Raw genomic sequence first — 17,337 nt, 5'->3', positions numbered from 1 at the left:
ATTATCTTGTTAAGCCTTGATGGGAAACCACAATCAAACTTAAAAGGTAATATTCGTCAGAGATACAAACGTTCCTTCATTGTTGCAAAATTGTACATGAACAGCGGCAGGATGATGCGTGCTGAAAAACCCAGTCCGCGTAAGGACTGGGTTTTCAGTGCGAATATTAGCTTTAAATATCGCGTCGCAGTGCCTTTAATACATCAATCTCGGTAGCGAGCTTCGCTGGGCGCATGCCGGATACAATGGCTACTCCAATACTAATCGCGGCAGCAATCATTACAAGCGACAATGGAATGGAGTTAAGCGCTCAAAGATTCGGCACTCTTTGCCGCCGGTTTACGATTTAGCTTCCCAGCCCAAACGCAATAGCCCATTCCTACATAGGCCAATCCCCAGAAGGCCGCGAAGTATTTGTTGTCCTCAATCGGAAGAAAAATGTTTAGGATCATCAATACAAGCAGTGCCGGAACCCAGCGGGGAAACACTTTGGCCCTGAAGGTAATAAACGCGAATACGAGCGATCCCGCCATCATACCGATCATCATGATGGCCCTGGAGATGTTCACTAACGTGCCTTCCGGCATCGGGGCGCCTGCGCCTGCGGCAAATTGAGACCAGACCATTGCGGTCGTCACGATGTTTCCGATGATGATGCCAAGTGTTGTAATGAAGCCCGTTACGCCGGTTTCACGGGACTGCACCAAGTACGTGACGATCGTGCCGACCGACATCAGAATGCAAGCGATTAATCCGAACGTCAGCTCTTGGGGACTGTCCGTTCCCCAAATGATCGAGGTTGGCGTCATGCCTATCCGAGCAACTCCCGCAAGGATACAAATCATGCCCAGCCATTTGATAATCTGTTTTTCATTCATTTCTCTCAGCCTCCAACTTGGTTTCGTGTTCTCATGTACTTAGCATAAGGGGCGGGAATTCCCGTACGCCAGAGAGGTCGATTCCCGAATTGCCGGGAAGCGGGGAGGCCATTTTCGGGAAAAGGGCGGAAGGCAGGCGGGAAATCATTTTAATCCGTATCCAATCTTTGGGGTGACGGCTATAATTAGCTATTATGAACCGTTCAGGAAGGCGTGAAGGAATGGCACCGGAAGTCCGCAAGTCTAAACAATGGAGATTGGCGAGCTTGCAGCTGCTGGTCTTGACGTTCTGCGTCATTACGATGGCGATGTATGTCAGCAACATTCCGCGCTATTATAAGGCTTTGGTTAACACTTGCATCGTTCAGGGCTGCGGAAATTCGGTTCCCGCCATGCCGATCCCGGAGCACGGACTTACTATAGAGGACTATGCCCTTTTGTTCGTGCTGATCGATTGCGTCTTTACTTTTGTGTTTTATGCGACGTCCGTTGTCATGCTTTGGAAGGTATTCCGCGAACCGATGGGCCTGCTGGCTGCCACAGCCATGGTTTCCTTCGGCACTTCATTCCCTTCATTAACGATAGTCGCATCGGAGGGCAGCCTTTTCGCGCAAAATTGGTTTTTGCTTGTCTCGATGCTGGGCTGGATATCGTTGTCGCTCTTTTTCTTTCTGTTTCCCGATGGATTCTTCGTTCCGAAATGGACCCGGTTCGTGTTTCTCCTCATTGTCGCAGTGGATGGACTTCAATTTATCTATCACGGTCAAATGTGGGATCGCCTCGGCGTGCCGGAGTTCGTTCAATTGATATGGTATGTCGGCTCTACAGTGATCCTCATCTATTCGCAGGTCTACCGGTTCCGCAAGGTTTCCCAGCCCGTACAGAGGCAGCAAACCAAATGGGTCGTTTATGGCGTTTCAATCGGCGTTGTCGGCTTTGTCGGTATGAGCATCTTGTTCGATCCCAGCTTAAACGACGGCTCGGCCATCACCTATGTGTACTTGAACGCGATCCTTAACTTATCATTGACGGCCATCCCGATTACGCTTGCGTTGGCGATTCTGCGCGAGAGGCTATGGAACATCGATCCTCTAGTTAATCGGACGCTTGTCTATGCGGCGTTATCCGTATGCGTTGTCCTGCTCTATACCTTTGCCGTTCTCTACTTAAGCCAGCTCTTTCAAACGAAGGACAATTTCATCGTTTCTTTGCTGGCCACCGCCATGGTTGCCGTTGCGTTCGCACCGATCAAGGTGTGGCTTCAGCGCCAAATTAACCGGGTTATGAGAGGCCGGCACGACGATCCATATGCGGTGCTCCTGGAGCTCGGCAATCAATTGATTAAGCCCCTTGCGCCGGAAGCCATGCTGGATGCCGTCGTCAGAACCGTTAAAGAAGCGCTGCGCCTCCCGTATACGGGCATTTCCATCGGTGTTGGCGGCCAACAAAAGCTGGTAGCTTCAGCAGGGGAGCCGGTGAACGAGCTGCATTCCTTCCCCGTTATTCATAGAGGCGAAGAGCTCGGCACACTCGTGATTGCCAGCCGTTCGCCAGGAGAAGCCTTCTCTCCGGAGGACGGAAAGTTTCTCGACGTGCTGCTGCGGCAGACCGGTCCGATCGTCGAGAACGTAAACATGACGCTGGGCATGAAGCTGCTGGCGAGAGATTTACAGGACTCCCGTGAAAAGCTGGTTCTGGCCCGGGAGGAAGAGCGCCGCCAAATCCGCAAGAACCTGCACGATGACCTCGCCCCAAGACTTGCGGCGCTTGCTCTGAATGCAGCGACGGCGCAGAAGTACGTCGTGAAAGAACCCGAGACCGCCATTGAAATGCTGGCCGATCTGAGGCAGGTCATCCGTTCTACGGTGAGCGAGATCCGGACGATGGTCCATGATTTGCGTCCGCCAACCCTGGATGAACTGGGGCTGATCGGCGCCATTCAAGAGCGGATTCATGGGCTATCCAAGCCGGCTCAGCTGCTTGCCGAGGAGCAGGGGAGTAAGCCTCTGCGGATTGGGCTGGATGCGCCGCAGCCGTTGCCAGTCTTGCCTGCCGCGGTAGAAGTCGCGGCTTACCGGATCGTCATCGAGTCTATCGTGAATGTAATCAAGCATGCGCGGGCAACGTCATGCACGGTAAGACTGGATATCAATTCCGCGCATCAGCTTACCGTGGAAATTACAGACAACGGGAGAGCCGGCCGCGTATCGTCTGCAGCCTCCGTCGCCGGTAAAGGGGGCATCGGCCAGCAATCGATCCGGGAACGGGCGGCTGAGCTTGGCGGACAGTGCGGGATAGAGCGGTTGGAGGACGGCGGAACAAGGGTGTTCGCTGTTTTACCGCTTTAAGTATTTGCAAAGGGGAGCTTGGCATGAACATTGTCATCGCTGACGACCATCCGTTATTTCGAAGCGGCGTTCGGAATTTGCTCAGAACTACGGAGGACTTGGAAGTTGTGGGAGAAGCGTCATCCGGGGATGAAGCGCTGGAGCTCGCGGCCGCACTGCAACCGGACTTAATCTTAATGGATATCCGCATGCCTGGATTAAACGGAATCGAAGCGACCCGTTTGATCAAGGAGCGGTTCCCTCGCGTGGAGGTGTTAATCCTGACGATGTTTCAGGATGATCAATCCGTATTCACGGCCATGCGGGCCGGGGCAAAGGGTTACGTTCTGAAGGATGCGGACGAGACCGAGCTGCTTCACTCCATCCGGATGGTGGGAAGCGGCGGCGCGGTGTTCAGCTCGGACATCGCAGCGCGGATGATTCACTACTTCGCGGCTCCCAAGGCAGACGTTAAGGCGGACAATCCGGCTTTGGCCGAGCTGTCCAAGCGGGAGATGGACATTCTGGAGCGTATTGCCGAAGGGGAGACGAACGCGCAAATCGCTTCGCGACTCTTTATCAGCGCCAAAACGGTTGCGAATAATATAACCACCATTCTAAATAAGCTGCAGGTGGCGGACCGGAATGCGGCGAAGCGCTTGTTGAAAGAGTCTCGGGAGAACTAGCACCGTAAAAAGGAAACCCTCGCTCAGGTGAGCGAGGGCTTCCCGATTTTAATTCAAATTCACCCAGACACTCTTCACTTCCGTGTAGTTATTTAGCGCATAACTGCCCATCTCGCGCCCGATGCCAGATTGCTTGAAACCGCCGAACGGTGATGCCGCGTCAAACATGTTATAGCAGTTGACCCAGACGGTTCCGGCTTTTAAGCGGTTTGCAACATAATGCGCGTTTTTCAGGTTTTCCGTCCAAAGGCCCGCCGCTAATCCGTATTCCGATTTGTTGGCGCGTTCGATGAGGTCATCCAGATCCTCGAAAGGCATCGCGGCGACGACCGGTCCGAAGATTTCTTCCTTGGCAATCGTCATTTCTTCATTCACGCTGGCAAAAATAGTCGGGCTCACAAAATATCCCTGACGATACGGATTGTTCCCGCCGGCCAATATCTCGGCCCCTTGTTGTTTACCCTTCTCAATATAGCCCAACACTCGTTGTTGCTGTTCGACCGATACAAGCGGCCCGATATCCGTTTCCAGATCAAGCCCAGGCCCTTGCTTTATTTTTCTGGCGTAGCTGACTAGATCTGACACGACGTTGTCGTACACTTTTTTCTGAACGAATAAGCGGGACCCAGCGCTGCATACTTGACCTTGATTGAACATGATTCCGGCAAGCGCTCCGGGAATGGCACGGGACATGTCGGCATCCGGAAGGATGATATTCGGCGATTTCCCTCCTAGCTCGAGAGTGATGCGTTTCAAGGAATCAGCGGCTTGGCGCATGATCTGCTTTCCGACCTCCGTCGAGCCGGTAAAAGCGACTTTATCGATTTGCGGGTGATTCACGATCGCTTGGCCGGCCGTTTCGCCATAACCGCTGACAATATTCACGACCCCGTCAGGGAATCCGGCTTGCTGGATCAATTCCGCTAAATAGAGGGCGGACAATGGCGTTTGTTCCGCCGGTTTGAGCACCACGGTGCAACCTGTGGCGAGGGCGGCGCCCAGCTTCCAAGCACACATCAAAAGCGAGAAGTTCCATGGAATGATTTGTCCGACAACGCCGATCGGTTCGTGGCGGGTATAGTTTAAATAGTTCCCTTGGACCGGGATCGTTTGCCCGACGATTTTCGTTGCCCAGCCGGCGAAATACCGGAAATGCTCGATCGATAAAGGCAGATCGGCCGCACGTGCTTCTTTGATCGGTTTGCCGTTATCCAAGGACTCCAGCTGCGCGAATTCTTCATAGTTCGCCTCTATTAAATCGGCAAGCTTGTAAATCAAGCGGCTGCGTTCGGCGGCGGCCAATTTGCTCCACGGACCATGATCGAACGCAAATCTCGCGGCCCTTACGGCGCGGTCTACATCTTCGGCATCCGCTTCATAAAGCGTTGCGAGCGGCTGACCGGTTGCAGGGTTGTAGGTAATAAACGTTTTTTCCGAAGCGGAGGGGACGAACTCCCCATTAATAAATAATTTCTTGGTTCCCTGCAGAAACTTCTCCAGCTTCGGACTCAAAGCTACGATTTGACTCATTAGCATCCTCCTACTATGTAAAATGAACCACGAATTATATCTATGGCTTGCACCACTAAAAATATGACGGCTAATCAGTAATCGCTTTCAATGCGTGTGTACACTTCCATAAAAGGGAGTGTTTTTTTGTTATTTAATGGCATTAATACTTTTTGGAAACGCGGAAGGAATGTATCAAGGCGTATCGAATGATTCTAGGTTGGATTACGATACATCAATGAGCATGGGGGATAGGTATGCCTATATTCAAGCGGCTGAATGCGGGTATTTTTACAAAGTTGATCTTATCTTTTTTTATTGTGATTATTCCGATCTTCAGCATTAGCATCTATGTCATTCAATCCGCCGAAAAGAACATGCGCGAAGAGCTGTCGAAATCGGTTGTAACCAATGTTCATTTCTACATGAGTTCGTTCGAAAATGAAATGGCGCGCATTATCCAAATCAACAAAGAGCTCATCTTCAACGAGGATTTTCAAAAAATACGCACCATCGCTGCGGATATGGACGATTACACCAGAGTGCAAACGATTCTTAACGTTAAAGACAGGTTGAACTTACTGAAGACATCGAGTTTATATGTCGACAACGTCAAGGTGTACATTCCTTCGATGGAGAGAGGGATATTCTCAAACAGCTATGACAATCACATTCAACCGGATGAGTTGGAAGCTTTAAAGATGTCCGGCAAAACCGGATCGAGGATCACGTACTGGAAGAAGGGGCTTTTTCTGAGCGAAATGTATCCGGATCCGTTCCAGAAGCTGCCTCTATCGATTGCGCTTGGCGTCGACTTATCCACGAAGAAGCTTCAGGACACGCTCCGTCAAATCGTGGACTTGGATGGAGCGGGTGCCTCCTTTATCAATGTGAAACAGAACTGGTCATTTTCGGACGGAAAACAGGATTCAGTTTTACCTGAATTGAGGAAGTTTCTAAATAACCCGGATATCAACGGCAAACCTAGCGGTCAAGGCAGTTTAAGCATTAAGGGCATGAACTATTTAATTACCTATGAATACTCGAAGCTTCTGGACACTTATCTGGTTGTCTATATTCCTGCGAATGAAGTGCTGGGCCCGCTGGACACTTATCGGAAATTTCTATGGCTGTTGTCGATTATCTCCACGATTATCATCGTGGCTTTCTCTTACTGGATATTCCGCCTTATTCATCGGCCGCTCAAACGTCTGGTCACTTCCTTCCGCAAAGTGGAAAAAGGGGACCTGCAAGTCGAAATACATCACAATTACAGCGATGAGTTCAAGTATCTATATGGACAATTCAATGCAATGGTCAGCCAATTAAATAAGCTGATCGGCGAGGTATATGAGGAGCGCATCCGTTCCCAGCAAGCGGAGCTTAAGCAGCTGCAGTCTCAAATTAATCCGCATTTTCTCTACAACAGCTTCTTTATGCTGCAAGGACTTGTCCGGATGCGCGATGCTCAAACGGCGGAACGGCTCATTCAACACCTGGGGGACTATTTCAAATTCATTACTCGAACGGGAAATGAGACCGTCACGCTCGATCAAGAGGTCCACCACTCGAAGGCCTATACGGAGATTCAGACGCTGCGCTTCTCCAGACAGATCAGCGTGGAGTGGGAGGAACTGCCGGAAACGTTGCGCAGGCTGCCTGTTCCTAGGCTCATCCTGCAGCCCATTATTGAGAACGCCTATGTGCATGGTTTGGAAGATAAAGTTTCGGATGGAATCCTTTCGATCAGATTTGAAGAAGCGGACGGCGTTCTCGTGATTAAAGTAGAGGACAACGGGGAGAACATTTCGGAAGCAGGTCTGAAGGATCTGCGATATCGTATCCAAACCCATGATCTGGGTAAAGAATCAACCGGCATTCTGAACGTGCATCGGCGGCTAAAGCTAAGATATGGCGAGCAGTACGGGCTTTCTGTATCTCGAGGGACAGCGGGAGGCGTTCTGGTTGAGATGAGATTATCTACTAGGGGAGTGGAGAAGGTTGTATAGACTGCTGATTGTTGATAATGAACCCTTCATCGTAGAAAGCGTTCTGGATTTGTTTGAAAGACGGGCGATTCCCGAATTGGAGCTGCTCTGCGCCTACTCTTCGGCGGAAGCGCTTCGCTGCATGCAAACCGTCAAAATCGACATCGTTTTGACGGATATTCGAATGCCTGGCATGAGCGGATTAGAGCTCCACCGCGAGATCATGAAATATTGGCCGAGATGCAAGGTTATTTTTCTAACGGGCTACAACGACTTCGACTATATCCATGAAGCCATCCGCAACGGCGGCGTGGATTACTTATTGAAGACAGAAGGAGACGAGGCGATCGTTGCATCCGTTCAGAAAGCATTGACGGCTCTATCGGAGGCTGTAGCCATTGAAGAGTACATTGCGAAATCGAAGCAGCAGATGCAAGCGATTACCCCGTTATTGCAAAAAGAGCTCCTGTGGGAGCTAGTTCAAGGGGATTCGTCTGTGCATGGCGTGCTCAGCCAAAGCTTCGAGGAAGTGGGCATCGAACTTGCGCCTTCTGAACCCGTCGTTGCCATGATTGGAAGGGTCGATGACTGGAAGGAAGGAACTCGGCCCTTTGACAAATCCCTGTATCTATTTGCGATCCAGAACATTGCCCAGGAATATGTATCAGCCAAAGTACAAGTGCTTTCGTTTGATTTCGAGAAAAAAACGAAGCTGCTATGGCTCATGCAGCCGAATGAGCGAACGGAAGGCTTGTCAGCCGCCGAGGTTACCGGACTAAGACAGCGTTGTCTTGTTTTTCTCAAGGGAGCGGCAGAAATGATCCAAGACTCCTGCAGTGTCTTGCTAAAGCTCAATTTATCCATGGCCATTGGCGCATCGTTCAAGGAATGGGACCAGCTATCGGAGCAGTTCGAGCATCTGCAGCAGCTTCTAAACCGGGGGCTGGGGTTGGGTCAGCAGCAGCTGCTAATCGAACAAACCATAGATATCGCCTCGGCGGAGCAATTAGAGCACGATCAACGAAAGCAGCTCAAGAAGCTGAACTTGCTGCATACCTTGCTGGAGAACGGGCAGAAGGCCCCGTTTATGACCGAATATGCCGGTATCATGAAAGTGTTAACGGAACGTTCCGCGGCAAACAACTCGATCAAAACGGAAGTTTATTTTACGTTGGTTTCTATTTTCTTATCTTATATTAACCGTTGGGAAATTCAGCATGAAGTTGGCAGCCGTTTTAATTTGGGCAAAATGACGATCCTCGACTGTCACAACAACTGGAAGGAAGTCGTCGATTACTTCTATAGGCTGGCGGAGGCGTTGTTCGAGCACAAACAGGCTGGCAAAGGAAGCCAGGAGAATGATGTGATTCGAATGGTGCAGCGCTATGTTCAGCAGAACTTAGCCGGGGATTTGACGCTTAACCGCATTGGTGATGTCGTCGGACACAATCCTTCGTACCTATCGAGGCTGTACAAGCAAGTCACCAATGAAGGCTTGTCCGATTATATTATGACGGCGAGACTTGAGAAAGCGAAGGAGCTGCTGGAGGAGAATCGGCTGAAAATCCATGAGATTTCGGCTTCTGTCGGCTTCTTATCGGAGCAATCGTTCTATCGCTTCTTTCGGAAGGCCTTGCAAATGACGCCTCAGGAATATCGGGAAAGCGTCGTCACGTCTAGAAATGCGAGCGCAAAGTAAAGAAAGGCGAATAGATGGCTGCCGTTTCGTCAACTTATAATCAATTTGTAAGCAGAACATTCAACCATGGGGGTTACGAAATGGCAAAAAAGAATCGGGTTACGCTTCTAGCTGCTAGCTTACTCACAACGTCACTTATGCTATCGGCATGCGGTGGAAATAATAATGCGGGCAATGAAGCTTCGCAGTCCGCGGATAGTGAAGCGACAAGCACAAACACGACTAATACAAACACAACTGCGACTAACACAAGTGCAGATGACAAGGTTGACCCATTCGGCAAATACGATCCGCCTATTACGGTCCATTCCGTCCGCATGGCCCTCCCGGATGATCGCTTTGAGAATGGCGATACAAACGAGAATAACGTTTGGACGCGAGAGTATGAAAGCGCTCTTGGCATCAAACTCGTCTATGACTGGCTGGGCGATCCAAGCGGCGATAGCAATAAAATGGACATTTCCATCGCATCGAATGACATTCCGGACGCATTCGGCGTCAACACGAAGCAGATGAACCAGCTGGTAGAAGGAGAGCAGATTCAAGACCTGACCGAGGTATGGGAGAAATACGCTTCGCCAGCGTTGAAGGAATTGGGAAATCAAGACGGAGGACTTGCGCTCAAAGCGGCCACGTTTGACGGCAAGCTGATGGCGATTCCGAAATTCGGCGGCAACATTACCAGCGCAGATATTTTGTGGATTCGTACGGACTGGCTGGATAAATTAGGCTTGCAGCCGCCTAAGACGATGGACGAGCTGCTTAAGATTTCCGAAGCGTTCATTACCAAGGATCCCGACGGTAACGGCAAGAATGACACATTCGGCTTGGCGATCAGCAAGGAGCTTAGCGGCTTGACGGGCTTCTACAACGGATTCCACGCTTATCCGGGCATTTGGGTGAAAGACGATTCAGGCAAGCTTGTAAACGGAAACATCGCCCCGGAAATGAAAACGGCATTAGGTAAGCTGCAAGAGCTGTATAAAGCAGGCTACTTGGATAAAGAGTTTGCCGTGAAAGATGGCGGCAAGGTCATTGAATCCATCTCGCAGAACAAGGTAGGTATCTATTTCGGAGCAAACTGGTACTCGTACTGGCCATTCAACGATGCCAGAAAGCAAAATCCAGGCATGGAATGGAAGCCGTTCCCGATCGTATCCGCGGATGATAAGCCGGCAGTTCCGGGGGTTGGATTCCCTGTATACGAATACTATGTGGCCAAAGACGGCTTCGAACATCCTGAAGTGATCGTGAAGATGCTTAACCTATGGCTGGAGCGCGCTTACGGCGAGACGGCGGATTGGGCGAAGTACTCCGTTTCCGCGAAAGGAACCGAGCTGTTCCAATACCCGATATTCCAAGTATTCGCTCCTAACAAGGACGTTCCGGATAACTACCTTGCGGTTAAAGAGGCGGTGGATTCTAAAGATACGTCTAAGCTGAATCCGGAGCAAAAATCGCTGTTCGAAAAAATCACCGCATTCTTGAACGGGGATCAAGAGCAGTGGGCTACTTACCGTCAAGCAGGTCCGACGGAATCTTCCTTCGAAGTATTGGCCGGTTATAAAGATACCTTGCTTACAACGGGCTATCTGGGTGCCAATACGCCGACGATGGTTGAAAAACAAGGCGTGCTGGACAAATTGCAAAATGAAACCTTTACAAAAATCATTATGGGCGCTGCGCCGGTCGATGAATTCGATAAGTTCGTCGAGCAATGGAAGAAGCTTGGCGGCGACCAAATTACAACAGAAGTGAACGAGTGGTTCTCGAAGCAGCAATAGGAAGTGAATAGAAAGAGAGAGGAGAGTCCCTCACTCCCCTCTCTCTTTCTTTATAGGGAAATTAGGAGGTGTCTCTAATGTACAGAAGGCTGAAGAAGGAATTTCCGCTGCATGCCATGATATTTCCGAGCTTTATTTTCGCTCTTGTTTTCAGTTATTTCCCTATGGTGGGTGTCACGATTGCATTCCAAAAGTTTGTTCGCCTTAAAGGCAACGGGTTGATGGGGTTTTTCAATTCCAAGTGGATCGGACTTGATAACTTTCATTATATCTTCATGATGCCGGATACGATGCTGGCGATTAAAAACACGCTCATTATTGCCTCCTTGAAGATCATTGCCGGCCTTATCGTGCCGATTACGATCGCACTGCTATTGAATGAAGTTCGAAACGCGCTCATTAAGCGCGGCATTCAGACGCTGATCTATCTGCCTCACTTTTTATCGTGGATTATTTTGGGTGGCATATTGATTGATATTCTGTCTCCGGAAACGGGGATCGTCAACCAAATCATAAAGAGCTTAGGATTTGAGCCGATCTTCTTCTTGGGCAGCAACGATTGGTTCCGGCCCGTGCTCATTATATCGGATGTTTGGAAGGAGTTCGGTTTCAGTACGATCGTGTATTTAGCGGCGATTACAAGCGTGAACCCGTCCTTATATGAAGCGGCTGTCATCGATGGCGCTACGCGCTTGCAGCAAACCAGGCATATTACGATTCCGACCATTTTTCCAATTGTCATACTGATGATGACGTTAAGCTTAGGCAACGTGCTTAATGCGGGATTCGATCAAATTTTCACCCTATACAATGCGACCGTGTACGAAACAGGCGATATTTTGGATACGCTCGTCTATCGAACCGGTATCGTCAATGCGCAATACAGCGTTGCTACGGCGATGGGACTGTTTAAATCCGTTGTATCTTTGATCCTGATCAGCATCTCGTATTGGCTCGCGTACCGATTATCCAACTATCGTATATTTTAGGGGGACAACGCTATGTTTCATCGTCCGTCGTTTAAATACCGTACATTTAGCGTATTTAATTATGTTTTTCTCATTATTCTATCGCTCTTGTGTCTGGCTCCTATGGTGCATGTGCTCGCGATTTCATTCAGTACCAGCACCGCCGCGTCCGCCGGGCTGGTCAAGCTGTGGCCTGTCGATGCAACATTGGCGTCGTATTCGTTTATTTTATCGAACTCCCAGTTTGTGAAGTCGTTTCTCATTTCGATTGAGCGCTGCATTCTTGGCGTATCGATCAGCATGTTCTTTACGATCCTGCTTGCTTATCCCTTATCCAAGGAAATGAAGGATTTCCGGTTTCGGACCTTGTACGCATGGTACTTCATGTTTACGGTGCTGTTCGGCGGAGGACTCATTCCGTGGTATATGACGATTAAGATGCTGTCGCTCGACAACTCGATATGGGGTTTGGTACTGCCAGGAGCGGTTCAAGTATTTAATGCCGTTCTCATGCTTAATTTCTTCCGCGGCCTGCCGAAGGAACTGGAGGAGTCGGCTTTCATTGACGGCGCCTCGCATTGGACGACCTTGTGGCGGATTCTAGTACCGATTTCGATGCCTTCCATTGCGACAATCCTGTTATTCTCGTTTGTCGGTCAGTGGAACTCATGGTTTGACGGACTCATTCTTATGAAGTCGCCGGATAAGTATCCGCTTGCTACCTATTTGCAGACGATCATTATTAAACCCGATTTCAATAAAATCAGCATGCTGCAGGCGAAGCACATGTCCGAAATTTCCGACCGTACGACGAAAGCGGCTCAAATTATCGTCGGCTCCTTGCCGATTCTGCTTGTGTATCCGTTCCTGCAAAGGTTCTTTGTAAAGGGAATCGTTGTGGGAAGCGTGAAAGAGTAGCGATCAACCCGTAATTCTTTAGTGGAGAGGACTGTATAGACACATGGCAAAGCTAAGCCGCAACTGGCGCATATTCGTGATTCATCATTCTCATACCGATATCGGCTATACAAGAAGACAAGAACGCATTGAACAATTCCATGTCGATTTTATCCGGCAAGCGCTCCATATTACGAAACAAATCCGTCAAGGGAAGAAAACGGAGTGGAAAGGCTTTAAGTGGACGTGCGAAACGTTCTGGGCCGTCGAGAAGTTCTTAGAGGAAGCAAGCGTGGAGGAAAGGCGTGATTTCGCGGAAGCCATTCGCAGCGGCGAGATCGAGCTGTCCGGAACCTACCTGAATATGACGGAGCTCGCCGATTACGATTTGCTGCGCGCCATTCACGCCAAGGCTGCCGAATACGGACGAAGCATAGGCCGTCACGTGGATTCGGCCATGACGGCCGATATTAACGGCTACAGCTGGGGCTATGGACAAAGCTTATTGGATGCGGGCGTGGAGCATTTATTCTCCTGCGTTCATACGCATCACGGCATGTTCCCTTTGGGACAGAAGCAAACGCCTTTTTGGTGGGAGACGCCAAGCGGAGATAAATTGCTCGTATGGAACGGAGATCATTATTTCTTGGGCAATGAGCTAGGCATGTGTCCGAATGCCGTAGGCAGCTATATCATTCGCGACGAGTTCCATACGCCGGCGATTGTCGGCAATCACGATGAAATCATGCTGACTCGAATTGATCGTTACTTGAGCTTGCTTGAACAAGAAAATTATCCGTATGATTTCGTTCCAGTGACGGTCTCGGGTCTGTCGACGGACAACGGGGCGCCGAACGGAGCGATTATGGACGTCATTAACAGATGGAACGCCCAGCATGGGGACCGGGTGCAAATTCAAATGGCGACGTTAAGCGAGTTTTTCCGTCATTTGAAAGAACAGCCGATTGTTATCCCGGTCCATGCCGGGGATTGGCCGGATTGGTGGTCGGATGGCGTCGGCTCGACTCCGATGCATACGCAAATATTCAAGGACGGTCAACGCACGCTCCGCAAAGTAAAACGGCTTGATCCGGAGCAGCGGATCGTTAGCCGTCAGGAGCTTGAAGACATCGAGCGCGAGCTTGTGATGTACGCGGAGCATACCTGGGGCTTTCACACCTCCGTCCATCAGCCATGGCATTGGAATGTTCAAATGCTTGAGGTGCGGAAGCTTGCCTATGCCGCGAATGGAAGCCGTCTGGCGCACTCCGCATTAGACAAAGTGCGCAATGCGTTGGGAGGCACGCTTCTTCACCCTGGACGCGCATTCCGTTACCGCGTCGCGAATACGGAGCCGCAGGTTGCAAGGCAGCTTGTTGAAATGGAATGGGAAGGCTTCGAGAACGAAATCTTCAAGGACGGCGTGGAAGTCGTCGATGAACGTACGGGAAAAGTCGTTCCTCATCAGCCCGGTTACCAAAGCGTAACGGTCGAGGTGGCTCTTGAGCCTGGTGAGCAGAAAGAGTTTAAGCTTCGTCCGGCCAAGGCATCGAAGGCGAAAACGACGAATAACTTCAAGCTGTATGCCGTAGATAGCGCTGACGACATCAATGACATGTTTCCAAGCGGCAGAACGGAAGGGGCCGTAACCGCAAATCAGCATTCGATTGAATCGCCGTTTGTACGAATCAGCTGGACTGAAGAGGAAGGCATTGTTTCTTGGATCAACAAGGAAACGGGTGAGGAGCTCATCCGCAAGGACAAGAAGCATGGAGCGTTCACGCCTGTTTATGAAGTGACGCCGGCCGTTGCGGCTCGCGGCTCCATGGGAAGAAACCGGAAAGGGATGAACGTCCGCCGTTCGGCAGGCCGGCTCGTGAAAGCGAAGCAATTGGATAACGGACCGGTGTTCGGCGCGGTAGAGCTGCAGTTTGAGCTTCCCGGCGTAAGCTATTATTCGTTGTTCTTAAAGGTATACGCGACCATGAATCGTGTCGATGTGGCGGTTCGGCTGCATAAGGATTCGGTTTGGGAACCGGAAAATGTCTATATTTCGTTGCCTTTTACATCCGGCTTGGATAACGAAGAGACGTTATGGATTGATAAAGCGGGCGCGCTAGTCCGTCCGTGGGTAGACCAACTGCCGGGCACTCTCCTTGATTACACATGCATCCAAGAAGGGCTTGCTTATGTCGGCGATTATGGATCGCTTATGCTGGCCACGCCGGATACGCCGCTCTTGCAGCTTGGTACGCTGCACTATGGCAAACGTCTGTTGCATACGCAGCAATCGGAAGATATGAAGCCTGAGCTCTACATATGGGCGATGACGAATTACTGGGAAACGAACTTCAAAGCAACACTGGGCGGCTTCTACGAGTTTCGCTATAGCCTTGAATGGAGCGAGAATGTGAAGTCGGCTACTGAAGCAATCGGACATTGCCATACCATGAGCGCAGGATTGACCGTTTGGCGCATTGGAGAGGAAGATCGGGATGAATCCAATTAAGAGAGTCCACGTTATTTTCAAAACGCATTTGGATATTGGATTTACGCATATGGCGCAAGATGTGATCGATCGCTATATGAACAGCTTTATTCCGCAGGCTTTGGAGCTGTCGGAGAAGCTTGCTCAAGAGGAGGGGCCGGTCAAATTCGTATGGACGACAGGCTCGTGGTTAATCAAGCAATTTTTGCAAAACGCTTCAGAACCCATGCGCGCGCGTATGGAAGAAGGCATTCGAGAAGGCCGCATCGTATGGCACGGGTTACCCTTTACAACCCATACGGAAATCATGGATGAGCGCTTGTTTGAATACGGGCTTTCACTGGCGAAGGAGCTGGATGAAACGTACGGCCGCACAACCATCGCTTCCAAAATGACGGACGTTCCCGGCCATACCATTGCGATGATTCCGCCGATGGCCCGGAGAGGCATTCAATATCTGCACCTTGGCGTAAACCCGGTCAGTAAAAATCCGGCGGTTCCGAAGCTGTTCGTTTGGCGCGCGGCAGACGGTTCGGAGATGATCGTGAATTATGCCGATGCTTACGGCAGACCTTTCTATATGGACGGGATGGAAGATGCGCTGTACTTCGCGCATACGGGCGATAATGATGGCCCGCCTACGCTGGAGGATGTGCGAGCGCTGTATGAGAAGCTTCAGCGGGATTATCCGGGTGCAGACATCGTTGCATCGACAATGGATGCATATGCCGAGAAGCTGCAGGAAATCAAGCATCTCTTGCCAGTCGTGACGGAAGAAATCGGAGATTCTTGGATTCACGGCATCGCCTCTGATCCATGGAAAATCGCTCGTTACCGTGAGCTTCTTCGATTGCGCGATAAATGGTTGAGCGCTGGCGCTTTGGATCCGCAAAGCGAAGCTTATGCCCGGTTTTGTGATTATCTGATGCTGATTCCCGAACATACATGGGGCTTAAACGAGTCCGTGTATCTGGTTGACTTCAGCAATTATTCGCCAACCGCTCTGGCTGCAGCGAGAGAACGGGATGTGATTGATGACGCGAAGTGGAGAAAGTTCGATTATCTTCGCCAATTGGCGAATCCAACTCGCCGATTCAGTGAAGTTGAGCATTCATGGCAAGAGCAGCGCGTCTATTTAGCCATGGCCATTTCCGCTCTCCCTGGAGCTTTGGCAGCAGAAGCTGCAAATGCGCTTGAGCGGCTTTATCCCTCTGCGGAAAGCAAAGTATCCAATCAGGCTGAGCCTGTGATGATCGGTAAATCGTATGAGCTAGGGGCATTCCGCGTTACGTTCTCTTCCGAGGGGTCCATTTGCTCGTTAATCGATATGGCCGGGAAAGTATGGGCGGATGAAGAGCATCAGCTGGGCAGCTTCGGATATGAGACGTTCAGCAAAGAGAGCTATGACCGCTATTTTAAAGAGTATGTAACCAATTTACCGATCCATCATGGCTGGGCCGATGCGGATTTAGGCAAGCCGGGAATTGAGTTTGTCGATCCGAAGCCGGAGCACAGACTGTTTAAGGCAAGAGTAGAGAAGATCGAGCTGGACAGAAAGCCGGAGTGCGACGTTGTAAGCGTTGAACTAATGCTTCCGGATTATGCATGCGAGCATCATGGGGCACCGCAAAAGCTGAGCCTTCTGTATACCTTTTACCGCGATACTCCTCAGCTCGAGGCCCAACTGGAATGGCAAGGGAAGCTCGCAAGCCGGTTGCCTGAGGCGAGCTGGCTATCCTTCTCGCCGCTAGTCGACAATCCGAATCTATGGCAAATGGATAAACTGGGACGTCATATTTCGCCGCTTTCCGTAGTCAAGAACGGCAATCGCAATATGCATGGGGTTCAGTCCGGATTGTACTACGCGGGCGCGGACGGCACGGCGGTCATCGAGACGCTTGATACCCCTATCGTTTGTCCGGGAGAAAGAAGAATCCTTCAGTTCGACAACCGCTTTGCCCCGCTGGATGGAGGGTTCCACTTTAATCTGCACAACAATGTATGGGGCACAAATTTCGTAATGTGGTTCGAGGATGATATGAAGTACAGATTCCGTCTGACTTTGAAGTCGAACGGATAAGCTATAGCGGGGCGAAAATGGAACAACCCATTT

The 17,337-nt window shown here is 50.4% G+C and carries 11 protein-coding genes; 9 read left to right on the top strand and 2 right to left on the bottom strand.

Annotated elements, in window-relative coordinates:
• Nucleotides 1-302: 302 nt before the first annotated feature.
• Entirely contained in the window at nt 303-878 is a 576-nt protein-coding gene (locus tag DL346_RS22265; RefSeq protein WP_112884555.1) for a hypothetical protein, read from the bottom strand.
• A gap of 221 nt (nt 879-1,099) precedes the next feature.
• On the opposite strand from DL346_RS22265, the gene DL346_RS22260 reads away from it, so the two are divergent.
• Together DL346_RS22260 and DL346_RS22255 are read left to right on the top strand one after the other, a co-directional pair.
• Entirely contained in the window at nt 1,100-3,226 is a 2,127-nt protein-coding gene (locus DL346_RS22260; protein ID WP_165822624.1) for a GAF domain-containing sensor histidine kinase, read from the top strand.
• 23 nt (nt 3,227-3,249) lie between these two features.
• A complete protein-coding gene (locus tag DL346_RS22255) occupies nt 3,250-3,891 on the top strand; it encodes a response regulator transcription factor (RefSeq protein WP_112884553.1) in 642 nt (213 codons plus the stop codon).
• A 48-nt stretch (nt 3,892-3,939) separates the two neighbouring features.
• Here the strand turns inward: DL346_RS22255 and DL346_RS22250 are convergent, their stop codons facing one another.
• Nucleotides 3,940-5,421 (bottom strand): aldehyde dehydrogenase family protein, encoded by a 1,482-nt coding sequence (locus DL346_RS22250; protein WP_112884552.1) that lies wholly within the window; start codon nt 5,419-5,421, stop codon nt 3,940-3,942.
• A 236-nt stretch (nt 5,422-5,657) separates the two neighbouring features.
• Between DL346_RS22250 and DL346_RS22245 the strand changes: the two genes are divergently transcribed.
• The 7 genes from DL346_RS22245 to DL346_RS22215 all read left to right on the top strand — a co-directional run bounded on the left by DL346_RS22245 (nt 5,658) and on the right by DL346_RS22215 (nt 17,304).
• Nucleotides 5,658-7,409, top strand: a complete 1,752-nt coding sequence (locus tag DL346_RS22245) for a sensor histidine kinase (protein ID WP_112884551.1) — start codon at nt 5,658-5,660, stop codon at nt 7,407-7,409.
• Entirely contained in the window at nt 7,402-9,087 is a 1,686-nt protein-coding gene (locus DL346_RS22240; protein ID WP_112884550.1) for a response regulator transcription factor, read from the top strand. The genes DL346_RS22245 and DL346_RS22240 overlap by 8 nt, the downstream gene beginning before the upstream one ends.
• Nucleotides 9,088-9,167: 80 nt before the next feature.
• Complete coding sequence (locus tag DL346_RS22235; RefSeq protein ID WP_165822623.1) at nt 9,168-10,871, top strand: extracellular solute-binding protein; 1,704 nt, start codon at nt 9,168-9,170, stop codon at nt 10,869-10,871.
• A 77-nt stretch (nt 10,872-10,948) separates the two neighbouring features.
• Nucleotides 10,949-11,860 carry an ABC transporter permease gene (locus DL346_RS22230; RefSeq protein ID WP_112884548.1) on the top strand — a complete coding sequence of 304 codons (912 nt, stop codon included), beginning with the start codon at nt 10,949-10,951 and terminating at the stop codon, nt 11,858-11,860.
• 12 nt (nt 11,861-11,872) lie between these two features.
• On the top strand, nt 11,873-12,757 hold the full coding sequence (locus DL346_RS22225; protein WP_112884547.1) for a carbohydrate ABC transporter permease: 885 nt from the start codon (nt 11,873-11,875) through the stop codon (nt 12,755-12,757).
• 43 nt (nt 12,758-12,800) lie between these two features.
• Entirely contained in the window at nt 12,801-15,245 is a 2,445-nt protein-coding gene (locus tag DL346_RS22220) for a glycoside hydrolase family 38 N-terminal domain-containing protein (protein WP_112884546.1), read from the top strand.
• Nucleotides 15,232-17,304 carry a DUF5054 domain-containing protein gene (locus tag DL346_RS22215; RefSeq protein ID WP_112884545.1) on the top strand — a complete coding sequence of 691 codons (2,073 nt, stop codon included), beginning with the start codon at nt 15,232-15,234 and terminating at the stop codon, nt 17,302-17,304. The genes DL346_RS22220 and DL346_RS22215 overlap by 14 nt, the downstream gene beginning before the upstream one ends.
• Nucleotides 17,305-17,337: the final 33 nt, after the last annotated feature.

This window comes from Paenibacillus montanisoli (genome assembly GCF_003268025.1).
Lineage (GTDB): Bacteria > Bacillota > Bacilli > Paenibacillales > Paenibacillaceae > Paenibacillus_Z > Paenibacillus_Z montanisoli.
This window is presented reverse-complemented; position numbering and strand designations above follow the sequence as displayed.